The organism is Streptomyces cahuitamycinicus, assembly GCF_002891435.1.
Taxonomy (GTDB): Bacteria; Actinomycetota; Actinomycetes; order Streptomycetales; family Streptomycetaceae; genus Streptomyces; species Streptomyces cahuitamycinicus.
The window spans coordinates 1-23375 of the sequence record NZ_POUC01000090.1; the positions used below are offsets into that span (position 1 = coordinate 1).

General features: G+C 71.8%; 27 protein-coding genes and 1 riboswitch. Of the genes, 15 read left to right on the top strand and 12 right to left on the bottom strand.

All coding sequences use genetic code 11. The features are described from left to right. Positions 1-449: ATP-binding protein (locus tag C1J00_RS15000; RefSeq protein WP_146046192.1), on the top strand; the 449-nt coding region annotated here is incomplete at its 5' end. A 63-nt stretch (positions 450-512) separates the two neighbouring features. Continuing rightward, on the top strand, positions 513-1751 hold the full coding sequence (locus C1J00_RS15005) for a PP2C family protein-serine/threonine phosphatase (protein WP_102909596.1): 1239 nt from the start codon (positions 513-515) through the stop codon (positions 1749-1751). A 1-nt stretch (position 1752) separates the two neighbouring features. On the opposite strand, the gene C1J00_RS15010 is transcribed toward C1J00_RS15005, so the two are convergent. Next, positions 1753-2208, bottom strand: coding sequence for an RpiB/LacA/LacB family sugar-phosphate isomerase (locus C1J00_RS15010; protein ID WP_102909573.1), 456 nt, complete (start codon positions 2206-2208; stop codon positions 1753-1755). Positions 2209-2630: 422 nt separating this feature from the next. Between C1J00_RS15010 and C1J00_RS15015 the strand changes: the two genes are divergently transcribed. Beyond that, on the top strand, positions 2631-3347 hold the full coding sequence (locus C1J00_RS15015; RefSeq protein WP_102909574.1) for a lysophospholipid acyltransferase family protein: 717 nt from the start codon (positions 2631-2633) through the stop codon (positions 3345-3347). Between the two features lie 58 nt (positions 3348-3405). After that, complete coding sequence (locus C1J00_RS15020; protein ID WP_102909575.1) at positions 3406-4437, top strand: NAD-dependent epimerase/dehydratase family protein; 1032 nt, start codon at positions 3406-3408, stop codon at positions 4435-4437. A gap of 56 nt (positions 4438-4493) precedes the next feature. On the opposite strand, the gene C1J00_RS15025 is transcribed toward C1J00_RS15020, so the two are convergent. The 8 genes from C1J00_RS15025 to C1J00_RS15060 form a co-directional block, all read right to left on the bottom strand. Then, positions 4494-6095, bottom strand: a complete 1602-nt coding sequence (locus C1J00_RS15025; RefSeq protein ID WP_102909576.1) for an alpha/beta hydrolase — start codon at positions 6093-6095, stop codon at positions 4494-4496. 130 nt (positions 6096-6225) lie between these two features. Next, positions 6226-7017 (bottom strand): urease accessory protein UreD, encoded by a 792-nt coding sequence (locus C1J00_RS15030; RefSeq protein ID WP_245936348.1) that lies wholly within the window; start codon positions 7015-7017, stop codon positions 6226-6228. After that, entirely contained in the window at positions 7014-7691 is a 678-nt protein-coding gene (gene ureG / locus C1J00_RS15035; protein WP_102909577.1) for an urease accessory protein UreG, read from the bottom strand. Before ureG ends, C1J00_RS15030 begins: the two co-directional genes overlap by 4 nt. Positions 7692-7806: 115 nt before the next feature. Then, positions 7807-8481: an urease accessory protein UreF gene (locus C1J00_RS15040; RefSeq protein WP_102909578.1), complete on the bottom strand. Its 675-nt coding sequence runs from the start codon at positions 8479-8481 to the stop codon at positions 7807-7809. Positions 8482-8493: 12 nt separating this feature from the next. Then, positions 8494-10215, bottom strand: a complete 1722-nt coding sequence (locus C1J00_RS15045; RefSeq protein ID WP_102909579.1) for an urease subunit alpha — start codon at positions 10213-10215, stop codon at positions 8494-8496. Further along, complete coding sequence (locus tag C1J00_RS15050; protein WP_102909580.1) at positions 10208-10519, bottom strand: urease subunit beta; 312 nt, start codon at positions 10517-10519, stop codon at positions 10208-10210. Before C1J00_RS15050 ends, C1J00_RS15045 begins: the two co-directional genes overlap by 8 nt. Before the next feature lie 13 nt (positions 10520-10532). Continuing rightward, positions 10533-10835, bottom strand: coding sequence for an urease subunit gamma (locus C1J00_RS15055; protein ID WP_102909581.1), 303 nt, complete (start codon positions 10833-10835; stop codon positions 10533-10535). A gap of 111 nt (positions 10836-10946) precedes the next feature. Continuing rightward, entirely contained in the window at positions 10947-11594 is a 648-nt protein-coding gene (locus C1J00_RS15060; protein WP_102909582.1) for a TetR/AcrR family transcriptional regulator, read from the bottom strand. Between the two features lie 125 nt (positions 11595-11719). On the opposite strand from C1J00_RS15060, the gene C1J00_RS15065 reads away from it, so the two are divergent. Next, positions 11720-12712, top strand: a complete 993-nt coding sequence (locus C1J00_RS15065) for a hypothetical protein (RefSeq protein ID WP_102909583.1) — start codon at positions 11720-11722, stop codon at positions 12710-12712. An 80-nt stretch (positions 12713-12792) separates the two neighbouring features. Here the strand turns inward: C1J00_RS15065 and C1J00_RS15070 are convergent, their stop codons facing one another. After that, positions 12793-13074, bottom strand: a complete 282-nt coding sequence (locus tag C1J00_RS15070) for a type II toxin-antitoxin system Phd/YefM family antitoxin (protein ID WP_102909584.1) — start codon at positions 13072-13074, stop codon at positions 12793-12795. A 90-nt stretch (positions 13075-13164) separates the two neighbouring features. Here C1J00_RS15070 and C1J00_RS15075 point away from each other — a divergent pair, with 90 nt between their 5' ends. From C1J00_RS15075 to C1J00_RS15090, 4 genes are all read left to right on the top strand, one after another. After that, positions 13165-13800, top strand: a complete 636-nt coding sequence (locus C1J00_RS15075) for an ATP-dependent Clp protease proteolytic subunit (protein WP_102909585.1) — start codon at positions 13165-13167, stop codon at positions 13798-13800. A 7-nt stretch (positions 13801-13807) separates the two neighbouring features. After that, positions 13808-14116, top strand: a complete 309-nt coding sequence (locus C1J00_RS15080; protein WP_030835441.1) for a hypothetical protein — start codon at positions 13808-13810, stop codon at positions 14114-14116. A 347-nt stretch (positions 14117-14463) separates the two neighbouring features. Continuing rightward, positions 14464-14663: riboswitch (cyclic di-AMP (ydaO/yuaA leader) on the top strand. A 3-nt stretch (positions 14664-14666) separates the two neighbouring features. Then, positions 14667-15140: a C40 family peptidase gene (locus C1J00_RS15085; RefSeq protein WP_102909586.1), complete on the top strand. Its 474-nt coding sequence runs from the start codon at positions 14667-14669 to the stop codon at positions 15138-15140. 81 nt (positions 15141-15221) lie between these two features. Further along, positions 15222-15851 (top strand): DUF6328 family protein, encoded by a 630-nt coding sequence (locus C1J00_RS15090; protein WP_102909587.1) that lies wholly within the window; start codon positions 15222-15224, stop codon positions 15849-15851. A gap of 135 nt (positions 15852-15986) precedes the next feature. Here C1J00_RS15090 and C1J00_RS15095 read toward each other — a convergent pair whose 3' ends face one another. Then, on the bottom strand, positions 15987-16445 hold the full coding sequence (locus C1J00_RS15095; protein WP_102909588.1) for an ATP-binding protein: 459 nt from the start codon (positions 16443-16445) through the stop codon (positions 15987-15989). A 213-nt stretch (positions 16446-16658) separates the two neighbouring features. Between C1J00_RS15095 and C1J00_RS15100 the strand changes: the two genes are divergently transcribed. Together C1J00_RS15100 and C1J00_RS15105 are read left to right on the top strand one after the other, a co-directional pair. Next, the gene (locus C1J00_RS15100; protein WP_102909589.1) at positions 16659-17519 is read left to right on the top strand and encodes a helix-turn-helix domain-containing protein; all 861 of its coding nucleotides are present in this window, start codon (positions 16659-16661) and stop codon (positions 17517-17519) included. 9 nt (positions 17520-17528) lie between these two features. Continuing rightward, the gene (locus C1J00_RS15105; protein ID WP_102909590.1) at positions 17529-17759 is read left to right on the top strand and encodes a DUF397 domain-containing protein; all 231 of its coding nucleotides are present in this window, start codon (positions 17529-17531) and stop codon (positions 17757-17759) included. A 51-nt stretch (positions 17760-17810) separates the two neighbouring features. Here C1J00_RS15105 and C1J00_RS15110 read toward each other — a convergent pair whose 3' ends face one another. Beyond that, positions 17811-18938: an 8-amino-7-oxononanoate synthase gene (locus C1J00_RS15110; RefSeq protein ID WP_102909591.1), complete on the bottom strand. Its 1128-nt coding sequence runs from the start codon at positions 18936-18938 to the stop codon at positions 17811-17813. A 151-nt stretch (positions 18939-19089) separates the two neighbouring features. Here C1J00_RS15110 and bioB point away from each other — a divergent pair, with 151 nt between their 5' ends. The 4 genes from bioB (at position 19090) to bla (ending at position 23252) form a co-directional block, all read left to right on the top strand. Next, complete coding sequence (gene bioB / locus C1J00_RS15115; RefSeq protein WP_102909592.1) at positions 19090-20268, top strand: biotin synthase BioB; 1179 nt, start codon at positions 19090-19092, stop codon at positions 20266-20268. Continuing rightward, positions 20261-21541 carry an adenosylmethionine--8-amino-7-oxononanoate transaminase gene (locus C1J00_RS15120; protein WP_102909593.1) on the top strand — a complete coding sequence of 427 codons (1281 nt, stop codon included), beginning with the start codon at positions 20261-20263 and terminating at the stop codon, positions 21539-21541. The genes bioB and C1J00_RS15120 overlap by 8 nt, the downstream gene beginning before the upstream one ends. A 1-nt stretch (position 21542) precedes the next feature. Next, on the top strand, positions 21543-22268 hold the full coding sequence (gene bioD / locus C1J00_RS15125) for a dethiobiotin synthase (RefSeq protein WP_102909594.1): 726 nt from the start codon (positions 21543-21545) through the stop codon (positions 22266-22268). Between the two features lie 84 nt (positions 22269-22352). After that, positions 22353-23252 carry a class A beta-lactamase gene (gene bla, locus C1J00_RS15130; RefSeq protein ID WP_245936349.1) on the top strand — a complete coding sequence of 300 codons (900 nt, stop codon included), beginning with the start codon at positions 22353-22355 and terminating at the stop codon, positions 23250-23252. The last annotated feature ends 123 nt before the right edge of the window (positions 23253-23375 follow it).

Here is a 23375-nt window from a genome sequence, read left to right on the forward strand (position 1 = left end):
CCCTGGTCCCGGCCCGCCCCTACGACGACGTGGCCCTGTTGATGGCGCGGACGAAACGTCTCGGCAGCGAGCAGGTCGCGGCCTGGGAGCTGCGCTCGGACCCGGCCGTGGTCGCCGACGCCCGTCGCACGGCCACCCGGCAGCTGGCGCGCTGGGGCCTGGACGATCTGGCGTTCACCACGGAGCTGGTGGTGAGCGAGCTGGTCACCAACGCCATGCGGTACGCCACCGGGTCCATCCGGCTCCGGCTGATCCGGGAGCGGGCGCTGGTGTGCGAGGTTCTCGACGGCGGCGCCACCGCGCCCCATCTGCGCCATCCCCGGACGACGGACGAGGGCGGGCGCGGTCTGCTGCTGGTCTCCCAGCTCACGCAGCGGTGGGGCACGCGGTTCGTTCCCGAGGGGAAGATCATCTGGGCCGAGCAGTCCCTGACGGACCTCCAGGAGTGAAGCCGGGTGAGGTTCGCCCAGACCGTGCGAAACTGGTGTGATCCCGGCGGTGAGGCGGCAGCCATGGCGGAGACGGCGATCGACTACGGTGCGGTTTTCAAGGCCCTGCCCGGCATGGTGGCGCTCTTGACACCCGAGCTCGTGTACGCGGACGTCAACGAGGAGTTCGCCCGCGTCTCCGGCCGCTCGCGGGAGCAGCTGATCGGCCAGTACCTGTTCGACGTCTTCCCGGACAACCCGAACGACCCGGCCGCGACGGGCATGCGCAACCTGGAGGCCTCCCTGTACCGCGTCCTGGCCACCGGGGAGCGCGACACCATGGCCCTGCAGCGTTACGACGTCCAGGACCCGGAGCGGCCCGGCCAGTGGCAGAAGCGCTACTGGAGTCCGGTGAACGCGCCGCTGCTCGGCTCGGACGGCAAGGTCGTGCTGATCCTGCACCGTGTGGAGGAGGTCACGGAGCTGATCCGGGCCCGGGGCGGCCCTCCGGGGAACCGGGGCAGCCGGGGCAGGGTGCTGGAGGCCGAGTTGTACACCCGCGCCCGTGAGCTGCAGGAGCTCAACGAACGGCTCCGCCAGGCGCACTCCCGGGAGCGGGAGGTGGCACTGGCGTTGCAGAAGGCGATGCTTCCCGCCCCCCGGCAGGTCCGCAACCACCCGGCCGCCGTCCGGTACCGCCCCGCCGTGGGCGCGCTCAATGTGTGCGGGGACTGGTACGACCTGGTCGATCTGGTGGGCGGCAACCGCATCGGTGTGGCCGTGGGCGACGTGGTCGGGCACGGGCTGGAGGCCGCCGGAGTGATGGGCCAGTTGCGCAGTGCGCTCAGCGCGGCCTCCCGGGTCGCCGACGGGCCGGCCCAGGCTCTGGACGTGCTGGGGCGCTACGCCCATGTGATCGACGGAGCGGAGTCGGCGACCGCCGTGACGACCTTCGTCGACTGCGACCGCCACGTCATCACGTACAGCAGCGCCGGCCATCCCCCGCCCGTGCTCGTCCACCGGGACGGCCGTACGGAGTTCCTCGACCAGGCCACGGACACGCCGCTCGACGCCCGCCCGGACCCGATCCGAAGACCTCAGGCCGAGACCACGTTCACGCCGGGCGCCACGCTCGTGCTCTACACCGACGGTCTGATCGAACGGCGACGCGAGGACATCGACAAGGGCCTTGAACGGCTCGCCGACGCCCTGCGCGACCACCGCGACCAGGACCCAGAGACCCTCGCGGACACCGTTCTGCTGGAGTTGCTGCCGCCCGGTGGCGCCACCGACGACACGGCGCTGATCATCGTGCGGCTGTGACCTACATACGGGTCCTGCCGTGGTCGAGCAGCCGGACACGGTCGACGTTCTGCCGGTCCTCGGCGTCCGCGCTGGGCTCACCGGTGAACCACGCGTCGAGGATCTCCGTCAGCAGCGGCTGCGACGTCAGCCGCAGGCTGAGCGCGAGCACGTTGGCGTCGTTCCAGCGGCGGGCCCCGTCGGCCGTATAGGCGTCCGTACACAGGGCGGCCCGTACGCCGGGCACCTTGTTCGCGGCGATCGAGGCGCCCGTGCCGGTCCAGCAGCACACCACCGCCTGGTCCGCCGTACCGTCGGCGACCTCACGGGCCGCGGCCTCGGAGCACACCGCCCACTGCGGGTCGTCCCCCGGGCGCAGCGCGCCGTGCGGGCGCACCTCGTGCCCCCGCTCGCGCAGGGCGGCGACGAGGGAGCGGGCGACGGGTTCGTCCATGTCCGAGGAAACAGAGATCCGCATGCCTGGCAGGTTACTCGGCGGAGCGGCGAAGGCCACCGGCCCACGACCGAGGGCCGCAGGCAAGAGCCACCGGCCCACAACCGACGACCGCAGGCAAGAGCCACCGGCCCACAACCGACGACCGCAGGCAAGGGCTACCGGCCCGCCACACACCCCCCGCTATCGGGCCAGGCCGCCCGTTCGGCTTGCCCGTCGCCCGGGCGGCGCAGCACGCTGGTCCCGCGGTTCTCCCCAGCCGCATGAGCACCACCGCAAGCACCTGCCTGACTGACCATCAGTCAATTGGCGAAGGATCTGTGCGGTCCGCCCACACAAGGTGCCCGGTGGCCATGCCTGCACCTAGACTGGCACCCCACGACATGCCGGTTGACCTGCTGGAATGCGGCGGTTGAGTCCACCGCGAGAGTCGAGGAGCGCCCGCTTTGTTCTACTACCTGCTGAAATACGTGCTGCTGGGTCCGCTGCTGCGACTGGTCTTCCGGCCGCGGATAGAGGGCCTGGAGCACGTGCCCGCGGAGGGCGCCGCGATCATCGCAGGCAACCATCTGTCGTTCTCGGACCACTTCCTGATGCCCGCCATCCTCAAACGGCGCATCACCTTCCTCGCAAAAGCCGAATACTTCACGGGCCCCGGGATCAAGGGTCGCCTGACGGCGTTCTTCTTCCGCAGCGCGGGGCAGATCCCGGTCGACCGCTCCGGCAAGGACGCGGGCCAGGCCGCCATCCGCGAGGGCCTGGGCGTGCTGAGCAAGGACGAGCTGCTCGGCATCTACCCAGAGGGGACCCGCTCGCACGACGGCCGGCTCTACAAGGGCAAGGTCGGGGTGGCGGTGATGGCGCTCAAGGCCGGCGTCCCGGTGATCCCCTGCGCGATGATCGGCACCTTCGAGGCCCAGCCGCCCGGAAAGGTCATCCCCAACCTCCACCCCGTCGTGATCCGCTTCGGCAAGCCTCTCGACTTCTCCCGCTACGACGGCATGGAGAACGAGAAGGCCGTCCTGCGCGCCATCACCGACGAGATCATGTACGCGATCCTCTCCCTGTCCGAGCAGGAGTACGTCGACCGGTACGCAGCCGTCGTGAAGGCCGAGGAGGCCGCGACCAAGGAGCGGAAGTTCCGGCGTTTGCCCCTGCGTTGAGCTCTGCTGTCGGCAGAAGGCGGTAGCTGGCCGGCCTGCGGCGATCTACCGTCGCGGCATGAGACGTGCTGTGGTGATCGGGGCCGGCGGGCAGATCGGGAGGCCGGCGGTGCGGGCGCTGGCGCGGGACGGCTGGGAGGTGACCGCCGCGTCGCGCGGCGGCGCCCGGCACGCGAGCTGGCCCGGTGCGGTGCGGACGCTGCGGCTGGACCGCGAGGACGACGTGGCGCTCGGGGCGCTGATCGGCGACGGCTGCGACCTCGTGGTCGACCTGGTCGCCTACGGAGCGCGGCACGCCCCGCAGTTGACGGGCCTGGCCGACCGGATCGGGGCGGCCGTCGTGGTGTCGACCGTGTCGGTGTACGAGGACGGCGAGGGCCGCGGCTTCGACACCATGGGCGAGCCGGACGGCCTCCCGCGCTACCCCGTGCCGATCACGGAGGACCAGGTGACGGTCCCGCCGGGGGACGCCACGTACAGCACAGGCAAGGTGGCCCTGGAGCGTGAACTCCTCTCGGCGGCCGACCGGTTGCCCACGACCGTGTTGCGCCCGGGCGCGGTCCACGGACCGTACAGCCCGCTCCCCCGCGAGCTGTACTTCGTCAAACGGAACCTCGACCGCCGGCCCAGGAGGGTGCTCGCCTTCCGGGGTGCGAGCCTCTTCCACACCTCGGCCGCCCGCAACATCGCCGAACTGATCCGGCTGGCGGCGGCCCGGCCGGGCTCGCGGGTGCTCAACGCCTGTGATCCGCGGCCGCCGGCCGTGTCGGAGATCGGGGCCGCCGTGGACGCGGTCATGGAGGCGGAGACGGAGACCGTCCTGCTGGACGGGCCGCCGCGGGCGTCCGTGGGCAGCTCGCCCTGGTCGGCGGAGCTGCCGGTGGTGTGCGACATGTCCGCCGCGGAACGGGAGCTGGGCTACCGACCGGTCGTGTCCTACCCGGACAGCCTGCCGGAGACGGTCGAGTGGCTCACCGGCAGGCTGTCCGAGCAGGACTGGCGGGAGGCGTTCCCCACCCTCGCCCGTGCCTACCCGGACCTCTTCGACTACGCGGCGGAGGACGCCTGGTTCGCGGCCCGGCAGGCATGAGGAAGGGGCGGCCGGTGTCCCGGCCGCCCCTCACCACCGTCGGACGACGTCTACGGCTACGGCTTCGGCGTGGCGTGCGGTGCGCACGTCACGTCGGCGGCGTCCAGCTTGCCGGTGAGCAGGTAGCTGTCCACCCGGGGATTGATGCACGGATTGACCAGGCCGGTGACGCCGTGGGAGCCCGCGCCCTTCTCCGTGATCAGGCGGGAGCCCTTGAGCCGCTTGTGCAGCTCCACCGCGCCCGCGTACGGGGTGGCCGCGTCCCGCTCGGACTGGACGATGAGCACGCCGGGCAGGCCCTTGCCGGTCTTGACGTTCACCGGCGTCTGCTGCTTGGCCGGCCAGGTGGCGCACGGCAGGTTCATCCAGGCGTTGGCCCAGGTCATGAACGGGTGGTCCTTGTGGAGCCGCGTGTTGTCGCGGTCCCACCTCTGCCAGCTGGTGGGCCACTTGGCGTCGGCGCACTCCACGGCCGTGTACACGGCGTTGCCGTTCTCCGAGGCCGCGTTGCCCGCCGTGTCGGACAGGTCGGGAGCGGCGGCGTCGACGAGCGCCTGGGTGTCGCCCGCGACGTACTTGCTGAAGACCGAGGCGGTCGGCGCCCAGGCGGAGTCGTAGTACGGGGCGCTCTGGAAGAAGGAGATGAGCTCGGCCGGGCCGACGACCCCGCCGAGCGGGCTCTTCTTCGCGGTGGCGCGCAGCTTCAGCCACTGCTGCTGGACCTCGGCGCGGGTGTCGCCGAGGTGGTAGGTCGCGTCGTTCTTCGCGACCCAGTCCTGCCAGTCCTTCCAGCGGGTCTCGAAGGCGACGTCCTGGTCCAGGTTGGCCTGGTACCAGATCTTGTCCCGGGACGGGTTGACGACGCTGTCGACGACCATGCGGCGCACGTGGCCCGGGAAAAGGGTGCCGTAGACGGCGCCCAGGTAGGTGCCGTAGGAGACACCGAGGAAGTTGAGCTTCTTCTCACCGAGGGCGGCGCGGATGACGTCGAGGTCGCGCGCGGTGTTCGGCGTGGTCATGTGCGGCAGCATCGCGCCGCTGCGCTCCTGGCAGCCCTCGGCGTACTCGCGGGCCAGCTTGCGCTGCGCGCGCTTGTCGGCCTCGGAGTCGGGCACCGGGTCGGCCTTGGGCGCCTTGACGAACTCCTGCGGGTCCACGCAGGAGATGGGCGCGGACTTGCCGACGCCGCGCGGGTCGAAGCCCACGAAGTCATAGGCCTTGGCCGCGTTGGCCCAGACGGCGTTCTTGCTGGTGACCCGGGCCGGGAAGCGCAGTCCGGAGCCGCCGGGGCCGCCGGGGTTGTAGATGAGCGCGCCCTGCCGCTCGGCCTTCGTGCCCGTGTTGCCGATGCGGTCGACGGCGAGCTTGATCTGCTTGCCGTACGGCTTGGCGTAGTCGAGCGGCACGGTGACGTATCCGCACTGGATCGGCTTGGCCAGGTTCCAGTCGGCGGGGCAGTCCTGCCAGTCGATCCCGGCCTTCGCGGCCCGGGCTGCGGCGATCGCGGTGCCCCGGGCCTGCCGGTCCTGGCCTTGGCCGCTGCCCGTCTTCGCGTTCGCCGTGGGCGCCGCGACGGCACCGGCTATCAGCGTGGCCGTGACGAGCGCGCCGGCCGAACCGAGTGCCGCCACCCGCCTCTTCGGTCTCGAACCCCTCAAGGGGGACCTCCCCGTACCTCGTTGTGATCAGTACCGGGGATCCTCCCGGTTGTGAGGTCCCTGACAACAGAGCCGGACACCCTTCTTTGCCAATCCGATAAACGGAGAGCTTGTGCTGCTCTACGGACGTCTACGTCCGCGGGAGCGAGGCGAGGGCCTCGTCGAGCAGCCGCCGCAGCCTGAGGGCGTCCGGCGCCACCGCCGTCACCAGCGCGGCGGGTCCGGCGAGCGGCACCACCGAGGCGCCCTCCCCCAGTAGCCCCGCGGCCACCGGCGTGGCGGCGAACTCCGGTCGTACGACGAGGAGTTGACCGACCGCACGATGCCCCGCCAGCACGGCGGGCCCGTCCCAGCCGCCCGGCGCGCCGGGCCCGCAGGCGAGTTCCTGGTCCAGCACGGCCTGCCCGGCCACCCGCACGGTCAGACGGCTCGTGAGCCGCCCGGGTTCCTCACCGACCCGTCCGAGCACCTGCTCCTCGCGCAGCACGAGCCGGGCTGTGGTGGCGAGCTCGACCCGAGTGGAGACACGCAGGTCGCTGCCCTGGGCAGAGATCAACTGTTCGGGCAGCCAGTGCAGTTCGCCACCGTCGGCGACGTCGAGCCGGACGTCGTAACGGGCTTCGCCCTTCGCCTGCCCGGGCAGCGCGATGGTGGCGGCGGCCGAGCCGACGGACAGCCGCGCTTCCTCCTCGACACGGCCCTCCACGGTGAAGTGGTCCCCGCCGAGCGGTCCGCTCATCGCACCGACCAGCATGACCCGCGCCCCGGTGCCGGCCGACCGGGTGCGCCGCAGCGCCAGGGGCCCGTCGCTCTCCAGCACGGGCAGCGAGGTCCCGCCGCGCCCGTCGGCACGGGCGACGATCCGCGCGACGGACCGCACCCCGGCACCGGCACCGGCACCGGCACCGGCAGGCACGCTCACGCGGTCCACGCGGAAAGCTGCGCACGCACCCACACGGCGACGTCCGCCACCCCGGTACCACCCCGCAACGACTGGAAGACGACGGGCAGTTCGGCACGCTGCGCCTTGGCGTCGGCGGCCATCCGGGCGAGGTCGGAGCCGACGTACGGGGCGAGGTCGGTCTTGTTGACGACGAGCAGGTCGGCGGTGGTCACGCCGGGGCCTCCCTTGCGCGGGATGTCGTCACCCCCAGCCACGTCGATCACGAAGATCTGCGCGTCGACGAGCCCCTTGGAGAAGGTCGCGGTGAGGTTGTCCCCGCCGGACTCCACCAGCACCAGGTCCAGCGGCCCGACCGCGTCCTCCAGATCCTCCACCGCTTCCAGGTTCGCGGAGATGTCGTCCCGGATCGCGGTGTGCGGGCAGGCGCCAGTCTCCACGGCGGTGATCCGCTCGGGCGGCAGTACGGCCTCGCGGAGCAGGAACTCCGCGTCCTCCCGGGTGTAGATGTCGTTGGTGACGACGGCGAGCGACAGTTCGTCCCGCAGCGCCCGGCACAGCGCGGCGACGGTGGCGGTCTTCCCGGAGCCCACGGGGCCACCGAGCCCGATGCGAAGGGCTCTGCGGATGCCGTCGGGGCGGTGGGCGTCGGCACTGAGGGCGGTGGGGGTGTCGCGGTGGTGTTCGAGGTGCATGTGCGGCTCCTGAGAATCGTGGTCGGGTGCGGTGTGGGACGGCCGGTCGCGCTCACGCGGCGGAGCCGCATGCCGAACGCAGCCCCGCACCCCCGGGTGGGTTACTTGAGCGTCCCTATGACGCGAACAGGCGTACGGGCCACGCCGCATGCACCTCCGCTCCGATCTCCAGCAAGGGTGCGGAGCCCGCCGGCAGAGCGTCGAGCCCCTCGTCGGCCGCCCTCCGGGCAGCCTCCACCGCCCGGTCCACGACCCGGTCCGCCTCCGGCGCCAGCCGGGCCAGCGCACCCGTCGCGTCGAACGGATCGAGACTCAGCAAGCGCACCGTCGCCGAGGCGGGCCCGCTCACGCTCTCGTACGCCGCGCAGTAGGCCGCGTCCACCGGCCCCAGCCCCGCCGCCCGGGCCGCCAGCCCCAGCACCACCGGCTGGTGCGCCCCTTTGGGGAACTCCCGGCCGAGAGCGTCCAGTTCGGCGGAGGGCCAGGTCGCGCGCGCGGCCCGCAGCAGCTGCCGTCCCAGCTTCCGGGCGGCGACCCGCAGTGCGGGAGACGGAGTTCGCGCGTCCGCCGCGCGGTCCAGCGCGACGGGATCGATCCCGAGCGCCGCGGCAGCGGACAGTCCCGCCGCCACCAGCCCCGCCGTGTGCAACCGCCCCCGGCAGAAATCCTCCAGGCTCGCCGCCCCACTGATCCGTCCGGCCCTGACCGCCGCCTCGGCGCCACCGGAGTGGGCATGCCCTCCGGCGGGAAACCGTCCGTCGGCCAGGACGAGAAGCGCTGCACGCGACATTTCAGACCACCCTCAGAACAGGAAGTACCGCTGAGCCATGGGCAGTTCCGCCGCGGGTGCCGCCTCGACCAGCTCCCCGTCGATGTGCACGGCGAAGCTGTCGGGGTCGACCCGCACCTCGGGCCGTGCGTCGTTCTCCCGCATGTCGGCCTTGGTCACACCGCGCGTCGACTCGATCGCCACGAACCGCTTCCCGAGGCCCAGCCGCTCCGGCAGCCCGTCCTCGACGGCGAGAGGGGCGATGAAGTTCAGGGAGTTGGCGGCGGGTGCCCGCCCGATCGCCCCGTACATCGGGCGCGGCAGCACCGGCTGCGGCGTGGGGATGGAGGCGTTCGCGTCGCCCATCTGCGCGTACGCGATCTGCCCGCCCTTGATGACGAGCTGCGGCTTGACGCCGAAGAACGCCGGCTCCCACAGCACCAGGTCGGCCAGCTTGCCGCTCTCGACCGACCCGATCTCCCGGGCCAGGCCCTGGGCGAGCGCCGGGTTGATCGTGTACTTGGCGACATAGCGACGCACCCGGCGGTTGTCGGCCCGCCCGTCGCCGGGCAGCGCGCCCCGGCGCCGCTTCATCACGTGCGCGGTCTGCCAGGTCCGCATGACGACCTCGCCGACGCGTCCCATGGCCTGGGAGTCGGAGGAGATGATCGAGATCGCGCCCAGGTCGTGCAGCACGTCCTCCGCCCCGATCGTGGACGGCCGGATCCGCGACTCGGCGAAGGCCAGGTCCTCCGGCACCGCCGGATTGAGGTGGTGGCACACCATCAGCATGTCGAGGTGTTCCTCGGCGGTGTTGACGGTGAACGGCCGGGTCGGGTTCGTGGAGCTCGGCAGCACGTAGGACTCGGAGACCACGGTCATGATGTCCGGCGCGTGCCCGCCGCCCGCACCCTCGGTGTGGTACGCGTGGATGCCCCGGCCGGCGATCGCGGCGAGGGTGTCGCCGACGAACCCGGCCTCGTTGAGTGTGTCGGTGTGGATCGCGACCTGGATGCCGGTCTGCTCGGCGACGGTCAGCGAGGCGTCGATGACGGCCGGGGTCGATCCCCAGTCCTCGTGCAGTTTCAGGCCGAGCGCACCGCCCCGGATCTGCGACAGCATCGCCTCGTGGGAGACGGTGTTGCCCTTGCCGAGCAGCCCGATGTTGAGGGGGTGGGCCTCCATCGCCTCCAGCATCCGCGCGAGATGCCAGGGGCCGGGCGTCACGGTGGTGGCCTTGGAGCCCTCGGCGGGGCCCGTGCCGCCGCCGACGAGGGTCGTGATGCCGGAGGACAGCGCCTCGTCGGCGATCTGCGGACAGATGAAGTGGACGTGGGCGTCGATCGCACCGGCCGTGAGGATCCGCCCGTTGCCGGCGATGATCTCGGTCTCGGGGCCGATGACCAGGTCCGGGTGGACGCCGTCCATGGTGTCGGGGTTGCCGGCCTTGCCGATGCCGGTGATCCGGCCGTCACGGATGCCGACGTCGGCCTTGACGATCCCCCAGTGGTCGATGATCACCGCGCCGGTGACGACGGTGTCGGGGGTGCCTTCCGCGCGCGTGGCACGGGCCTGGCCCATGGATTCGCGGATGACCTTGCCGCCGCCGAACACGGCCTCGTCACCGGCGCGTCCCGGACCTCCGGAGCGGTCCTCCTCGATCTCGACCAGCAGGTCGGTGTCGGCGAGGCGGATCCGGTCGCCGGTGGTCGGGCCGAACAGGTCGGCGTAGGCGGCACGCGAGATCTCAGGCATCGAGGGCACCTCCGGTCTCCCCGCGCAGACCGGGCACCACGCGGGCGCCCGCCAGCGGAACGAGTTCGACCTCGACGGGGATCCCGGGCTCGAAGCGCACGGCCGTGCCGGCGGCGACGTTCAGCCGCCTGCCGCGCGCGGCGGCGCGGTCGAACTCCAGGCCGGGGTTGGCCTCGGCGAAGTGGTAGTGGGAGCCGACCTGCACGGGCCGGTCGGCGGCGTTGAGGACGGTGAGCCGGACGGCCTCGCGGCCCTCGTTGTAGGCAATCGGCCCGTCGGCGAACAGGATCTCTCCGGGAATCATGACGACCTCCCCGTCAGACGATCGGCTCATGGACGGTGACGAGCTTGGTGCCGTCCGGGAAGGTGGCCTCGACCTGGACGTCGTGGATCATCTCCGGGATGCCGTCCATGACGTCGTCCCTGGTCAGGAGCTTGCGTCCGGAGGACATGAGTTCCGCGACGGTCCGGCCGTCGCGTGCGCCTTCGAGGATGTGCGAGGTGATGAGCGCGATCGCCTCGGGGTGGTTGAGCTTCAGTCCCCGGGCCCGGCGCTTCTCGGCCACGTCGGCCGCCACATGGATCAGCAGTCGTTCTTGCTCGTGCGGGGTCAGTTGCACGTCCCACCTCACAGTCCTCGCTCGGGCCGTGCGGGGCCCGGCTGCCGCGGCCACGGGGCAACGTGCCAGGTGGCGTGGTCGGCAGGCTAAATGGACCGCGTTTCGGGCACGTTAAACGACTTGTGATCCACCGGGTGCGGTCTCACCGTCCCGCATGCTGGTCAGCGCCCGCAGACCGTCCCGGAGGACCTCGACCGGCGCGGGTCCGAAGAGGGACTGCTGTGCGATGAACCCGAGCACGGCGGCGATCATCGTGCGGGCCACGTGGTCCGGCGCCACGTCCGCTCGCATCATCCCGGCCTTCTGGTAGCCCTCGACGATCCTCCCCCAGGCCGCGCGGACCGAGCCGTAGCCGTCCCGCAGGATGAGCGCCAGCTCTTCGTTGCGCAGCGTCTCCGTCCAGACCTGGACGACGAGCCGTGGGAAGGCGGGCCGGCCGTCGACGACCAGGGACTCGCGAGCGGCCAGCGTCCTGCCGAGGACGGAGGCGACGAGTTCGTCCGGCGGCGGGGGCGGGCTCTGCCGCGCGGCCTCCTCGAACGCCTCACGGACCGAACCGAGCACCTCGGCGACGATGGCGCCGATCAGCTCCTCCTTGCCACTGAAGTAGCGGTACACGGCACCCGCCGAGAGATCGGCCTCTTTCAGCACGTCCTGCATGGACGTGGCGTGGAAGCCGTTGCGGGCGAAGCAGAGCGCGGCACCGTCGAGAATCTGGCGGCGGCGGGCGTCGAGGTGTTCCTGGGACACGCGAGCCATGGTCCACAAAGTAAAACGAATATTCATTCTTGACAAGGTGGCGCAAGCGGAGCACGGTGAGAGCAGAGCAAAAACGAACGATCCTTCTTTTTGGCGTTCCGGTTCGCTCACTCCAGGAGACCCTCATGCCTTCCCGCAACCGCCATGTGATCGCGGTCGTCGTCCTCGTGCCCGTCCTGGCCGCCCTCGCCCTGTGGGCCTTCGCCTGGCCGGCCTCCCGCCTCGCGCCCCGCGACCTGCCGCTGGGCGTGGCCGGACCGCCCGCCGCGGCGGCCCAGGCCGAGAACCAGCTGGAGCGCCACGAGGGCGCCTTCGAGATCCACCGCTACGCCGACGAGGCCGCCGCCCGGGACGCCATCGAGGACCGGAGCGTGTACGGCGCGGTCGTGGTCACGCGGCAGGGGCCGGAGCTGCTCACCGCGTCCGCGGCGGGACCGGCCGTCGCGCAGTTCCTCCAGCAGGCCGTGGGGCAGCAGGCCGCCGCCGGGGGCGCACAGATCAAGACGGTCGATGTCGCGCCCTCCCCGGCCAGTGATCCGCGCGGCGCCGTGCTGAGCGCCGCCGTGCTGCCGCTCGCCCTGGCCGGCATCGCGGCGGGCGCCGTGGTCACCCTGCTCGGACTGCGCGGCGTCCGGGCCGCTCTCGCGCTGCTCGGCGCGTCCGTCCTGGTGGGCATGGCAGCGGCCGGGATCGCGCACAGCTGGCTCGGAGCGCTCGGCGGCGACTGGTGGGCGGAAGCGGGGGTGCTCGCGCTGTCCACGCTGGCCGTCGGCGGCGCCGTCGCCGGACTCGCCGCCCTGATCGGCCCCGCCGGCACGGGCATCGCGGCCGCCGTGGTGATGCTGATCGGCAACCCCTTCTCCGGCGCCACCTCGGCCCCGCGGATGCTGCCGGAGCCGGCCGGCACGATCGGCCAGTGGCTGCCGCCCGGCGCGGGTACGACCCTGCTGCGCTCGGTGTCCTTCTTCGACGGCGCGGCGGCGGCCGGCCCCGCCCTGACCCTGGCCTGGTGGGCGGCGCTGGGCCTGGGCGCCGTACTGCTCGGCGGCTCGCTCAACGCCCGGAAGGCGGGCACCGGGCCCGCGGCAGACCGCCGGGAGCTCTCGGCCGTCGGCTGACCGGCGACCCCTCGAAGCGGCCGTGCGTCCCTGCTGTAGCGGACGGGGACGCGCGGTCTTCGTCCGTCCGGGGCTGGGCCCTAGTGGCCCGCCCGCCGGTGTTCCGCCGCGATGCCGAACCGCTGGGGTTCGCCAGGTGCGGACGCGACCTCGCGGACCGTGGAGACGGCGCTGATCACCTGCTCCTCCGCGTCCGCGAGCTCCTGGTTCTCTTCGAGCCGCCGCAGGTCATCGGCCGAGACGAGGGCGACGAGGGGCTTGCCGTGCCGGGTGACGACGACGCGTTCGCCGCCGTACACCACGCGGTTGATCAGGTCGGCGAGCTCAGCCCTGGCTTGCGTCACCGGAATCTCGTAGGCCATGTCCCCATCATAACGTGACGTACGTCCTGTACATTTTTTACGGAGGCGGCCGTCGCCGGAGACGGCCGCGCCGCGAGGAGGGGGTTCGTCATGACCCGACCGTCCGCCCGCTACGTACTGCCCGAGTTCACCGAACGCACGGTGTCCGGGCAACGGACGATGGATCCGTACTCGAAGCTTCTGGAGGAGCGGATCGTCTTTCTCGGGACGCCCGTGGACGAGACCTCGGCGAACGACGTCATGGCCCAGTTCATGTACCTGGAGCACCAGGCCCCGGAGCGGGACATCTCGCTCTACGTCAACTCCCCCGGCGGCACCTTCCACGCGATGACGGCGATCTACGACACGATGCAGTACGTCTCCTGCGACGTGGAGACGATCTGCCTGGGCCAGGCCGGTGCCGCTTCCTCGGTGCTGCTGGCGGCGGGCACGCCCGGCAAGCGATTCGCGCTGCCCGACGCCCGTCTGGTGATCCATCAGCCCGCGCTGCCCGAACCGGTCCGGGGGCAGGCGAGCGATCTGGCGATCCAGGCCGACGAGTTGGCGCGCATCCGGACCCGGACGGAGGAGCTGCTCGCACTGCACACGGGCCGCACCCGGGAGCAGGTGAGCTCGGACATCGAGCGGGACAAGATCCTGACCGCCCGGGAGGCGGTGGACTACGGCCTGGTGGACGGGATCGTCCCCGGCCGCAAGGCCACCCTCGCCCCGCCGACCGGCCGGTGAGGCCCCGGTGCTCCCGCCCGAACTGCCGCCGCTGCCCGCCCTGACGCGAGCCGAGGCGGAACTGATCGACCGTTACCTCGACGTCGTCGACCTGCTCGGCCGCATCAACCCGGCCCAGGACGGCGACACCTACCGGGGACTGCGCGCCGCCCAGGCCCTGGTCGGCAAGGCGACCGCACTGCGTGACGCGTTGACCCTCATGCATCAGCGGGGCGAGACGGAACTGCACGCCGGCACCCTGGCCCGGGCGCTGCGGGTGCTGGACGGCGAACGGCGCACGGCCCGGCTCACCCTGCCCCCGGAGTCCGTCAGTTGACGCGGAACCGTCGGTCCGGACACCCGCCCAGGCGCCGGAGCGTTCGCAGTGAGTCGAAACGGACCAAAAGACGTACCCCTGTCCGGAGTAGGCGGGAGACCGATTTTGGGACCGTTCCGGTTGCGCAACACGCGTAGCCCGCGAACGGAATGGGGCATTCCGCCGCTGGTCCGGAGGCACGCGTGTACGTGGACAGTGGCTCAAACGCACACGTGTCCACCCGAACGGGTGAGTGGTGAGTAACAACACAAACCCCCGGTTCCGTTGGGAAATCCGGACAGGCATGCGCCAAGATCCCAGTCGACGACAAGCCCCCGCCGCTGTGGCGGGGCGATCCGGGCGGACGCCGAGTCCTGCCGCCGCCCGGATGACCGGTCGACAGGAGTGGATCGGCAGGAGTGGAGGACCCAAGCACGACGGGTCGCCGGGACGGTCACGCCATGACCTGACCCGAGCAGCCCTTGGGGTGAAGCCGCGTCAGCGGCCGGGCAACTTCGCCAGCCCGAATCCGACAGGTCATCCTTCACAGGCGGCTGACGAAGGGTTGCGCATGACTGCGCTCAATCGTGTCCCGTCGCTCATGGTCCGGGCCGGCACGGCCTCGGCGCTCACCATCGCCGCTGTGGGCGGCTCGATAGTGGCGCCCGGCTTCACCTCCGAGGCCGCGGCAGCCACACCGGCGACCAAGGCACTCAAGATCGCGGCCTCCAAGAAGGGTTCGCCTTACAAGTACGGGGCCATCGGTCCGCACCGGTTCGACTGCTCCGGGCTCACGCTCTACTCGTTCAAGAAGGCCGGCAAGAAGCTCCCCCGTACGGCTGCCCAGCAGTACAACAAGACGCGCCACATCTCCGCCAAGAACCGCAAGGCGGGCGATCTGGTGTTCTTCCACTCGGGCAGCAACGTGTACCACGTCGGTATCTACGCGGGTAAGAACAAGCTCTGGCACTCCCCGAAGAGCGGGGACGTGGTGCGGCTGCAGAAGATCTGGACCAAGAGTGTCTGGTACGGGCGCGTGAAGTGATCCGCCCGGCGTGCGGCGGCGTCCTGACGTGCCGCCGCACGCCGGAGCGTGACACGGGCTCACCTGGATACCCGTCATCCCATGGCCGAGCACCGTCCCTGCACCGCGCGCAACGAGACTCCGTTGCAACGCGCCGACCGCAACTTCGTGGAACTGCTCCAAGAGCTCCGCGTCACCCAGACGGGCGTACAGATCCTCTTCGCCTTCCTGCTGTCGCTGGCGTTCACCTCGCGTTTCGAGGACCTCGACACGGTCCAGCGCGTCACCTACGTCATCACCCTGCTGCTGGCGGTCGTGGCAGCCGCGCTCTTCACCGCTCCGGCCGCGCTGCACCGCTCCCTTTTCCAGCAGGGCGCCAAGCCCCGCATCGTGCAGGTCTCCTCACGCCTGGCCACCACGGGCCTGAGCGTGCTGGTGTTCGCGTTCAGCGGTTCCGTGCTGCTGGTGGTCGACGTGACCACGGGCCGGGCCGGCGGTATCGCCGCGGGCGCCGCGACATTCCTGGTCTGTGTCGGCCTGTGGGGGCTGCTCCCGCGGCTGGTGCGGCGGGCGGGGCTGCGCCAGGAGGCGGACGGTACCGGCCGGACCGCCGGGGAGGAGCCAGGCCAGGGCGACGTCAAGGCACCCGCACCGCTGCGGCACACCGTCAGGCAGCCGTCAGGGCTTCGAGGGGCGGCAGCGCACCGGGAGGCGTCGGCACGGCACCGGTGACGGCCCGTACTCCGGCGGGTCCAAGGGCTCGGAGTGGGTGTCGCAGCCGTGACGGTGGCCCGGATGCCGGTCGGGCGGGCCGGGGTGCGCGGAGGGCACCCGCTGGGGAGGTCTTCCAGGTCCCGCCGGGAGTGACTACGGCTCCTGCCGCACCGCCGTCGTCACCGGCTGGACCGGGACGACCCACGGAAGTTCGATCGAGATGGTCTTGCCGCCCTCACGGGTGGGGCGGATGCGGAGTCTGCCGCCGCATTCCGCGGTCAGCCAGCGGATGATGACCAGGCCGCGGCCGTTGTCCTGCTGAACGGCGGCGGGCAGGCGTCTGGGGAAGCGCGGATGGCTGTCCGTGACACCGATGCGCAGGTGCTCGTCGCGGTCGAGCTCGACGTCCACGGTGAACGTGGGCGACTGACCGAAGGTGTGCAGCACGGCGTTGGTGGCGAGTTCCGAGATGATGAGCCGGACGGTGTCGGACACGTCCGTGTCCGCCGGCAGGCCCCACTCCGCCAGCGTGCCCACCACATAGGCACGCGCTGCGGAGACCGAGGCCGGATCGCTCGGCAGAGTGACGGATGCTTCCAAATGGTCTGCCATGGCGACGTCGTCCCTTTCCCACGGGACCACAGCCCGACACGGAGCGGATGGTTCGAGTACGGTCCCGGACTGGTGCTTCGTCGCCAGAGTGCCACCAGAACACCCGCGAAGGGCGGCGATCCACCAAGATATGCATATATCTGTCGCTCAAAGCGGTGAACTCTGCGACGCGAGACCGTATTTGGGTGGCTCGGAAGGAGTAAGGAGGAGCCCATGCAGCACGGTCCCGCGGTGCGCCGCCGGAAACTGGGCGCCGAACTGCGTGCGCTGCGCACCTCGGCGGCACTCACGAGCGGTGAGGCGGCCCGGCTGGTGGGCTGGCACCAGTCCAAGGTCAGCCGGATCGAGACGGGCACGAGCGGTGTGAAACCGGCCGACGTGCGGTTACTTCTCGACGCCTACGATGTGGCGGACTCCCAACTCCGGGATCTGCTCATGGCGTTGGCCGGCTCTGACGACAGTGGCGGCCGGCACCACTGGTGGCACGCCTACCGCGGGGTGCTGCCGCCGACCTACCGGGACTTCATCAGCCTGGAGTCCCAGGCCGGCGCGATGCGCACGCTGGAGACCACGGTCGTGCCGGGCCTGCTCCAGACGCCCGAGTACGCGCGTGCGGTGACGAGGGCGGCGGTGGAGGGGCTCCCCGAGGACCGGCTCGACACGCTGGTGGAAGTGCGGCTGGCCCGGCAGGACGTGCTGCGCGCCGACCCCCCGCTGAGACTCAGTGCCGTCCTGGACGAGGCGGTGCTGCGCCGGGAGGTGGGCGGACCCGGGGTCATGGCCCGCCAGCTGGAACGGCTGGTCGAGGCGGCCCGGCTGCCCCAAGTGCGCCTCCAGGTCCTGCCGTTCGCTGCCGGGGCACACATCGGCGTCACCGGCCCTTTCGTTATCTTCTCATTTTCGAGCACTTCTGATCTGGATGTGGTTGTTCTCGACCACTTGACGAGTAGCCTCTACCTCGAACGGAAAGAAGACCTCCAGGCCTACACGGAGGCCTTCAACGCCCTTCAGATCCACGCCCTTTCGCCCGAGGACTCGTTGGATTTCATCGCCGGGACAGCCACCGGCGCGTAAGGAGGCACCATGCGTGCACTGCCTCGTCACGTCCCCTCAAGCACCGAACTGCACGGTGTGCGGTGGTTGCGCAGCAGCTACAGCACCGGCGCGAACAACTGCGTCGAGACCGCGTGTCCGGACGCCCCGCTCTGGGCCGGACTGCTCGCCGTGCGCGACTCCAAGGCCCCGGCCGGGCCCGCGCTGCTCTTCTCCCCGGGGAGCTGGGCTGCGTTCGCGGCCGGGGTCGACCGCATGTGACCGGATTCGGTCAGACCGTCATCGTGCGCCCCACGGCCGTGTCACGCCGACTCATGGCCGCGTCTCGCCGATCAGCCGTACAGAGCGTTCGATCTGCTGACCGGTCAGGTCAGCCCGGGCGGTCAGCCTGAGCCGTGAGATGCCGTCGGGCACGGAGGGAGGCCGGAAGCACCCCACGGCCAGGCCCGCCGCGCGGCACCGTGCCGCCCAGTTCACGGCGTCCTCGGGAGAGGGCGCCCGCACCGAGACCACCGCGGCGTCCGGACGGACCGCTTCCAGACCCGCGGCGGTCAGGCGTGCGTGCAGTTCGTCCGCCACCGCGCGGGCCCGTGCCGCCCGTTCCGGTTCACGGCGCAGCAGCCGCAGGGCCGACAGAGCCGCTCCGGCCGCGGCGGGGGCGAGTCCCGTGTCGAAGATGAACGTCCGGGCCGTGTTGACCAGGTGGTCGACGACCCGCGCGGGGCCGAGGACGGCTCCGCCCTGGCTGCCCAGCGACTTGGACAGCGTGACCGTCGCGACCACGTCGCCGGCGCCCGCGATTCCCGCCGCGTGGGGGGCGCCGCGACCACCGTCGCCGAGGACGCCCAGACCGTGGGCGTCGTCGACGACCAGCCCGGCGCCGTGCTCCCGGCAGGCCCCGGCCAGCGCGGTGAGGGGCGCCGCGTCGCCGTCGACGGAGAAGACCGTGTCGGAGACGGTGATCGCCGTGCCGTCGTGGGTCGCCAGCGCCTTGCGCACGGCGTCCGGCTCGGCGTGCGCCACCACCTGGGTGGTGCCGCGGGCCAGCCGGCAGCCGTCGATGAGCGAGGCGTGGTTGCCCGCGTCGGAGACGACCAGGGAGCCGTGCGGGGCCAGCGCGGTGACCGCGGCGAGGTTGGCGGCGTAGCCGGAGGAGAAGACGAGAGCCGCCTCGAAGCCGCAGAAATCGGCCAGTTCCCGCTCCAGTTCGGCGTGCAGTTCGGTGGTGCCGGTGACCAGCCGGGAGCCCGTCGAGCCGCCGCCCCAGGTCCGCGCCGCCCGGGCCGCGCCCTCGGTGATCTCGGGATGGCGGGCCAGCCCGAGGTAGTCGTTGCTCGCCAGGTCGAGGAGCGGCGAATCGGCCGGACGGGGGCGCAGAGTCCGAACGAGTCCGGCGCGGGCGCGCAGCTCCGCCTGCTCGTCGATCCAGCCGAACGCCATGGGTGGTCCTCCGGGGGAATTTGTAGGCAGTGCACAGACACTAGCGGGGCGACCGGCAGGTCAGTGTGTGGCGATACCCACACCTCGAAGGGACTCTCTTGTGCGAAGTCTCCTTGGCCCCGGACGCCTCCTTAGGACAGGATCGGCTTCCATGGACCTGCTGAACACGCTGGTGGACAAGGGGCTTCGGCGCGAGCTGCCGACCCGCGACGAGGCACTGGCCGTCCTCGCGACGTCCGACGACGACCTGCTCGATGTGGTGGCCGCGGCCGGAAAGGTGCGGCGGCACTGGTTCGGCCGGCGGGTGAAACTGAACTATCTCGTCAATCTCAAGTCCGGTCTGTGTCCCGAGGACTGCTCGTACTGTTCGCAGCGGCTCGGCTCGACGGCCGGGATCCTGAAGTACACCTGGCTGAAACCCGGCCAGGCGTCCGACGCGGCGGCGGCCGGGGTGGCCGGAGGGGCCAAACGGGTGTGCCTGGTGGCCAGCGGGCGCGGCCCGACCGACCGGGACGTGGACCGGGTCTCCGAGACGATCAAGGCGATCAAGGACACCAACGAGGGCGTCGAGGTGTGCGCCTGCCTCGGACTGCTCTCCGAGGGCCAGGCGGAGCGACTGCGCGAGGCCGGTGCCGACGCCTACAACCACAACCTCAACACGTCCGAGGCGACGTACGGGGAGATCACCACCACGCACACCTACGAGGACCGCGTCGACACCGTGCAGAAGGCGCACGCGGCCGGTCTGTCCGCCTGCTCCGGGCTGATCGCCGGCATGGGCGAGACGGACGCGGATCTGGTGGACGTCGTCTTCTCGCTGCGTGAGCTGGACCCGGACTCGGTTCCCGTCAACTTCCTGATCCCGTTCGAGGGCACTCCGCTGGGCAAGGAGTGGAACCTGACCCCGCAGCGGTGCCTCAGGATCCTGGCCATGACACGGTTCGTCTGCCCGGACGTCGAGGTGCGGATCGCGGGCGGGCGCGAGGTCCATCTGCGCACGATGCAGCCGCTCGCCCTGCACCTGGCCAACTCGATCTTCCTCGGCGACTACCTCACCAGCGAGGGCCAGGCCGGCAAGGCCGACCTGGAGATGATCGCGGACGCCGGGTTCGAGGTGGAGGGCACCGACCAGGTGACGCTGCCGGAGCACCGGGCCGGCGGCGGCTGCCACGACGGTGGCGGAGTATGCGGCTCCGAGGGTGGCGGGGCGTGCGCATCCGAGCCCGCGCCGCATGCCGCGAAGGACGGCCCGCAGACCGCCGAGCCCCGGACCGACCTGGTCGCCGTGCGCCGCCGGGGCGCCGGGACGGACCTCGCGCCCAATGCCTGAGCCGGCGGTCGCCGAGCTGCTGGAGCTCGACCGGCGGCACGTGTGGCACCCGTACGGCCCGATGCCCGGGCGGCGGGAACCGCTCGTCGTGGAGTCGGCGAGCGGGGTGCGGCTGCGGCTCGCCGACGGCTCGGGAGAGCTGGTCGACGGAATGTCGTCCTGGTGGTCGGCGATCCACGGCTACAACCACCCGGTGCTCAACGAGGCCGCCCGCGAGCAGCTGGGGCGGATGAGCCACGTGATGTTCGGCGGGCTCACCCACGAGCCCGCCGTACGGCTGGCGAAGCTCCTTGTCGACATGTCACCCGAGGGCCTTGAGCATGTGTTCCTCGCCGACTCGGGGTCGGTGTCGGTCGAGGTCGCGGTCAAGATGTGCCTGCAGTACTGGCGTTCGCTGGGCCGCCCCGGCAAGCAGCGGCTGCTGACCTGGCGCGGCGGTTACCACGGCGACACCTGGCAGCCCATGTCGGTGTGCGATCCCGAGGGCGGGATGCACGATCTGTGGACCGGAGTGCTCCAGCGCCAGGTGTTCGCCGATCCGCCCCCGGCGGAGTACGACGAGGCGTACGCCGGGCGGCTGCGGTCGCTGATCGAGCGGCACTCCGGGGAGCTGGCGGCGGTGATCGTCGAGCCGGTGGTGCAGGGCGCGGGCGGGATGCGGTTCCACTCCCCCGCGTATCTGCGGGTGCTGCGCGAGGCGTGCGACGCGCACGACGTGCTGCTGGTGTTCGACGAGATCGCGACCGGATTCGGTCGTACGGGCGCGATGTTCGCGGCGGAGCACGCCGCCGTGACGCCGGACGTGATGTGCGTGGGCAAGGCACTGACCGGCGGCTACCTGACGATGGCGGCGACCCTGTGCACCGCGCGGGTGGCCGACGGCATCTCGCGGGGCGAGGTGCCGGTGCTCGCGCACGGCCCGACGTTCATGGGCAATCCGCTGGCGGCGGCGGTGGCCTGCGCCTCGATCGAGCTGCTGCTCGGGCAGGACTGGTCCGCTGAGGTCAAGCGGATCGAGACGGCCCTGCGGGACGGGCTCTCGGCGGCCTCGCAGCTGCCGGGGGTGAAGGACGTGCGGGTGCTCGGCGCCATCGGGGTCGTGCAGCTGGACCACGCCGTGGACATGGAGGCGGCGACGGCGGCGGCCGTGCGCGAGGGCGTGTGGCTGCGGCCGTTCCGCGATCTGATCTACACCATGCCGCCGTACGTCACGGGCGACGCGGACCTGGCGCGGATCGCGCGGGCCGTGTGCGCGGCGGCGCGGGAGGGGTGACATGCCGGTACTGGTGATCACGGGCACGGGCACGGAGGTCGGCAAGACGGTCGTGACCGCCGCCGTCGCCGCGACGGCACTGGCCGCCGGCCGTTCGGTGGCCGTACTGAAGGCCGCGCAGACGGGCGTGGGCCCCGACGAGCCCGGTGACGCCGCCGAGGTGGCGCGCCTCGTGGGCCCGGTGACGACGGCGGAACTCGCCCGGTATCCCGAGCCGCTGGCGCCGGCCACGGCAGCGCGCCGGGCGGGCCGGGCCCCGGTCCACCCGCACGAGGTCGCGAAGGCCGCCGCCAAGCTGGCCACCGAGCACGACCTGGTGCTGGTCGAAGGGGCCGGCGGGCTGCTCGTCCGGTTCGACGCGGCCGGCGGCACGCTCGCGGACGCGGCCCGGCTGCTGTCGGCGCCGGTGCTGGTCGTGGCCCCCGCGGGGCTCGGCACCCTGAACATGACGGAGCTGACGGCGCGTGAACTGCGCTCCCGGGGCCTGGACCTGGCCGGGATCGTGATCGGGAGCTGGCCCGCGGCCCCGGACCTCGCCGCCCGCTGCAATCTCACGGACCTGCCGGACGTGGCCGGGGCCCCGCTGCTGGGCTCCGTCCCGGCCGGGTCGGGTGCCCTGCCTCCGGCGGACTTCCGGGCGGCCGCGCCGCACTGGCTGGCGCCGCGGCTGGACGGCTCCTGGGACGCGGAGGCGTTCCGGGAGCGGGAGGCGCCCGGGGCGTTCTGAGCGCCAAGGCGGGCGCGCGGTGAAACCGGCGGGGGCGTGATCGCGTGTTGAACTACGTACGTGATCACTTCCGAAGGGACCATCTTGCACACGAACGGATCACGCCCGTCCCGCCGTACAGCCCTCGCACTGGGCACGGCCGCCGCCTTCTCGCTGGGCGGCGGCACGGCACACGCGCTACCCGCCGCCGGCGGCGTCACGGCGCGGCTGCGGGACCTGGAGCGGGAGCACACAGCACGACTGGGCGTGTACGCCCGCAACGTGCGCACGGGCCGGACGGTGACGTACCGGGCCGACGAGCTCTTCCCGATGGCCTCGGTGTTCAAGACGCTGGCCGCCGCGGCCGTCCTGCGCGACCTCGACCGCGACGGCGAGTTCCTGGCCCGGCGCGTCCACTACACGCAGGACTACGTCGAGAAGTCCGGGTACTCCCCGGTCACCGAGAAGCACGTCGCGACCGGCATGACCGTCGGCGAGCTGTGCGACGCCACCATCCGCTTCAGCGACAACACCGCGGGCAACCTGCTGCTGAAGGAGCTGGGCGGGCCCACCGCGATCACGCGCTTCGCCCGCTCGATCGGCGACCGGACCACCCGGCTCGACCGCTGGGAGCCCGAGCTCAACTCCGCGGAGCCGTGGCGCGTGACCGACACGACGACCCCGCGCGCCATCGGCCTGACCTACGCCCGGCTCGTGCTCGGATCCGCGTTGGCGCCCCGGGACCGCGCCCGGCTCACGGACTGGCTGCTGCGCAACACCACCAGCACCGAGAAGTTCCGCAAGGCCCTGCCCGCCGACTGGCTGATCGCCGACAAGACCGGCGGCGGGCGGTACGGCGGCAACAACGACGTGGGCATCACCTGGCCGCCGGACGGCCCGCCGATCGTGATGTCGGTGCTGACCACGCAGCCGGAGGAGGACGCCCCGGCGGACAATCCGCTGGTGGCCGGCGCCGCCGCCCTGCTGGCGGCGGAACTCGCCTAGTAGGACTCCGTTAGGTGTGTGCGGGGTGCCGTCTGGTGCGGCGTGTGGGCAGGGGGCGGTGGCAGGTGGTGCAGGTGCCGGTCCAGCAGTTCAGCAGGTCCTGGATTGTGTCGAGGATCTGGT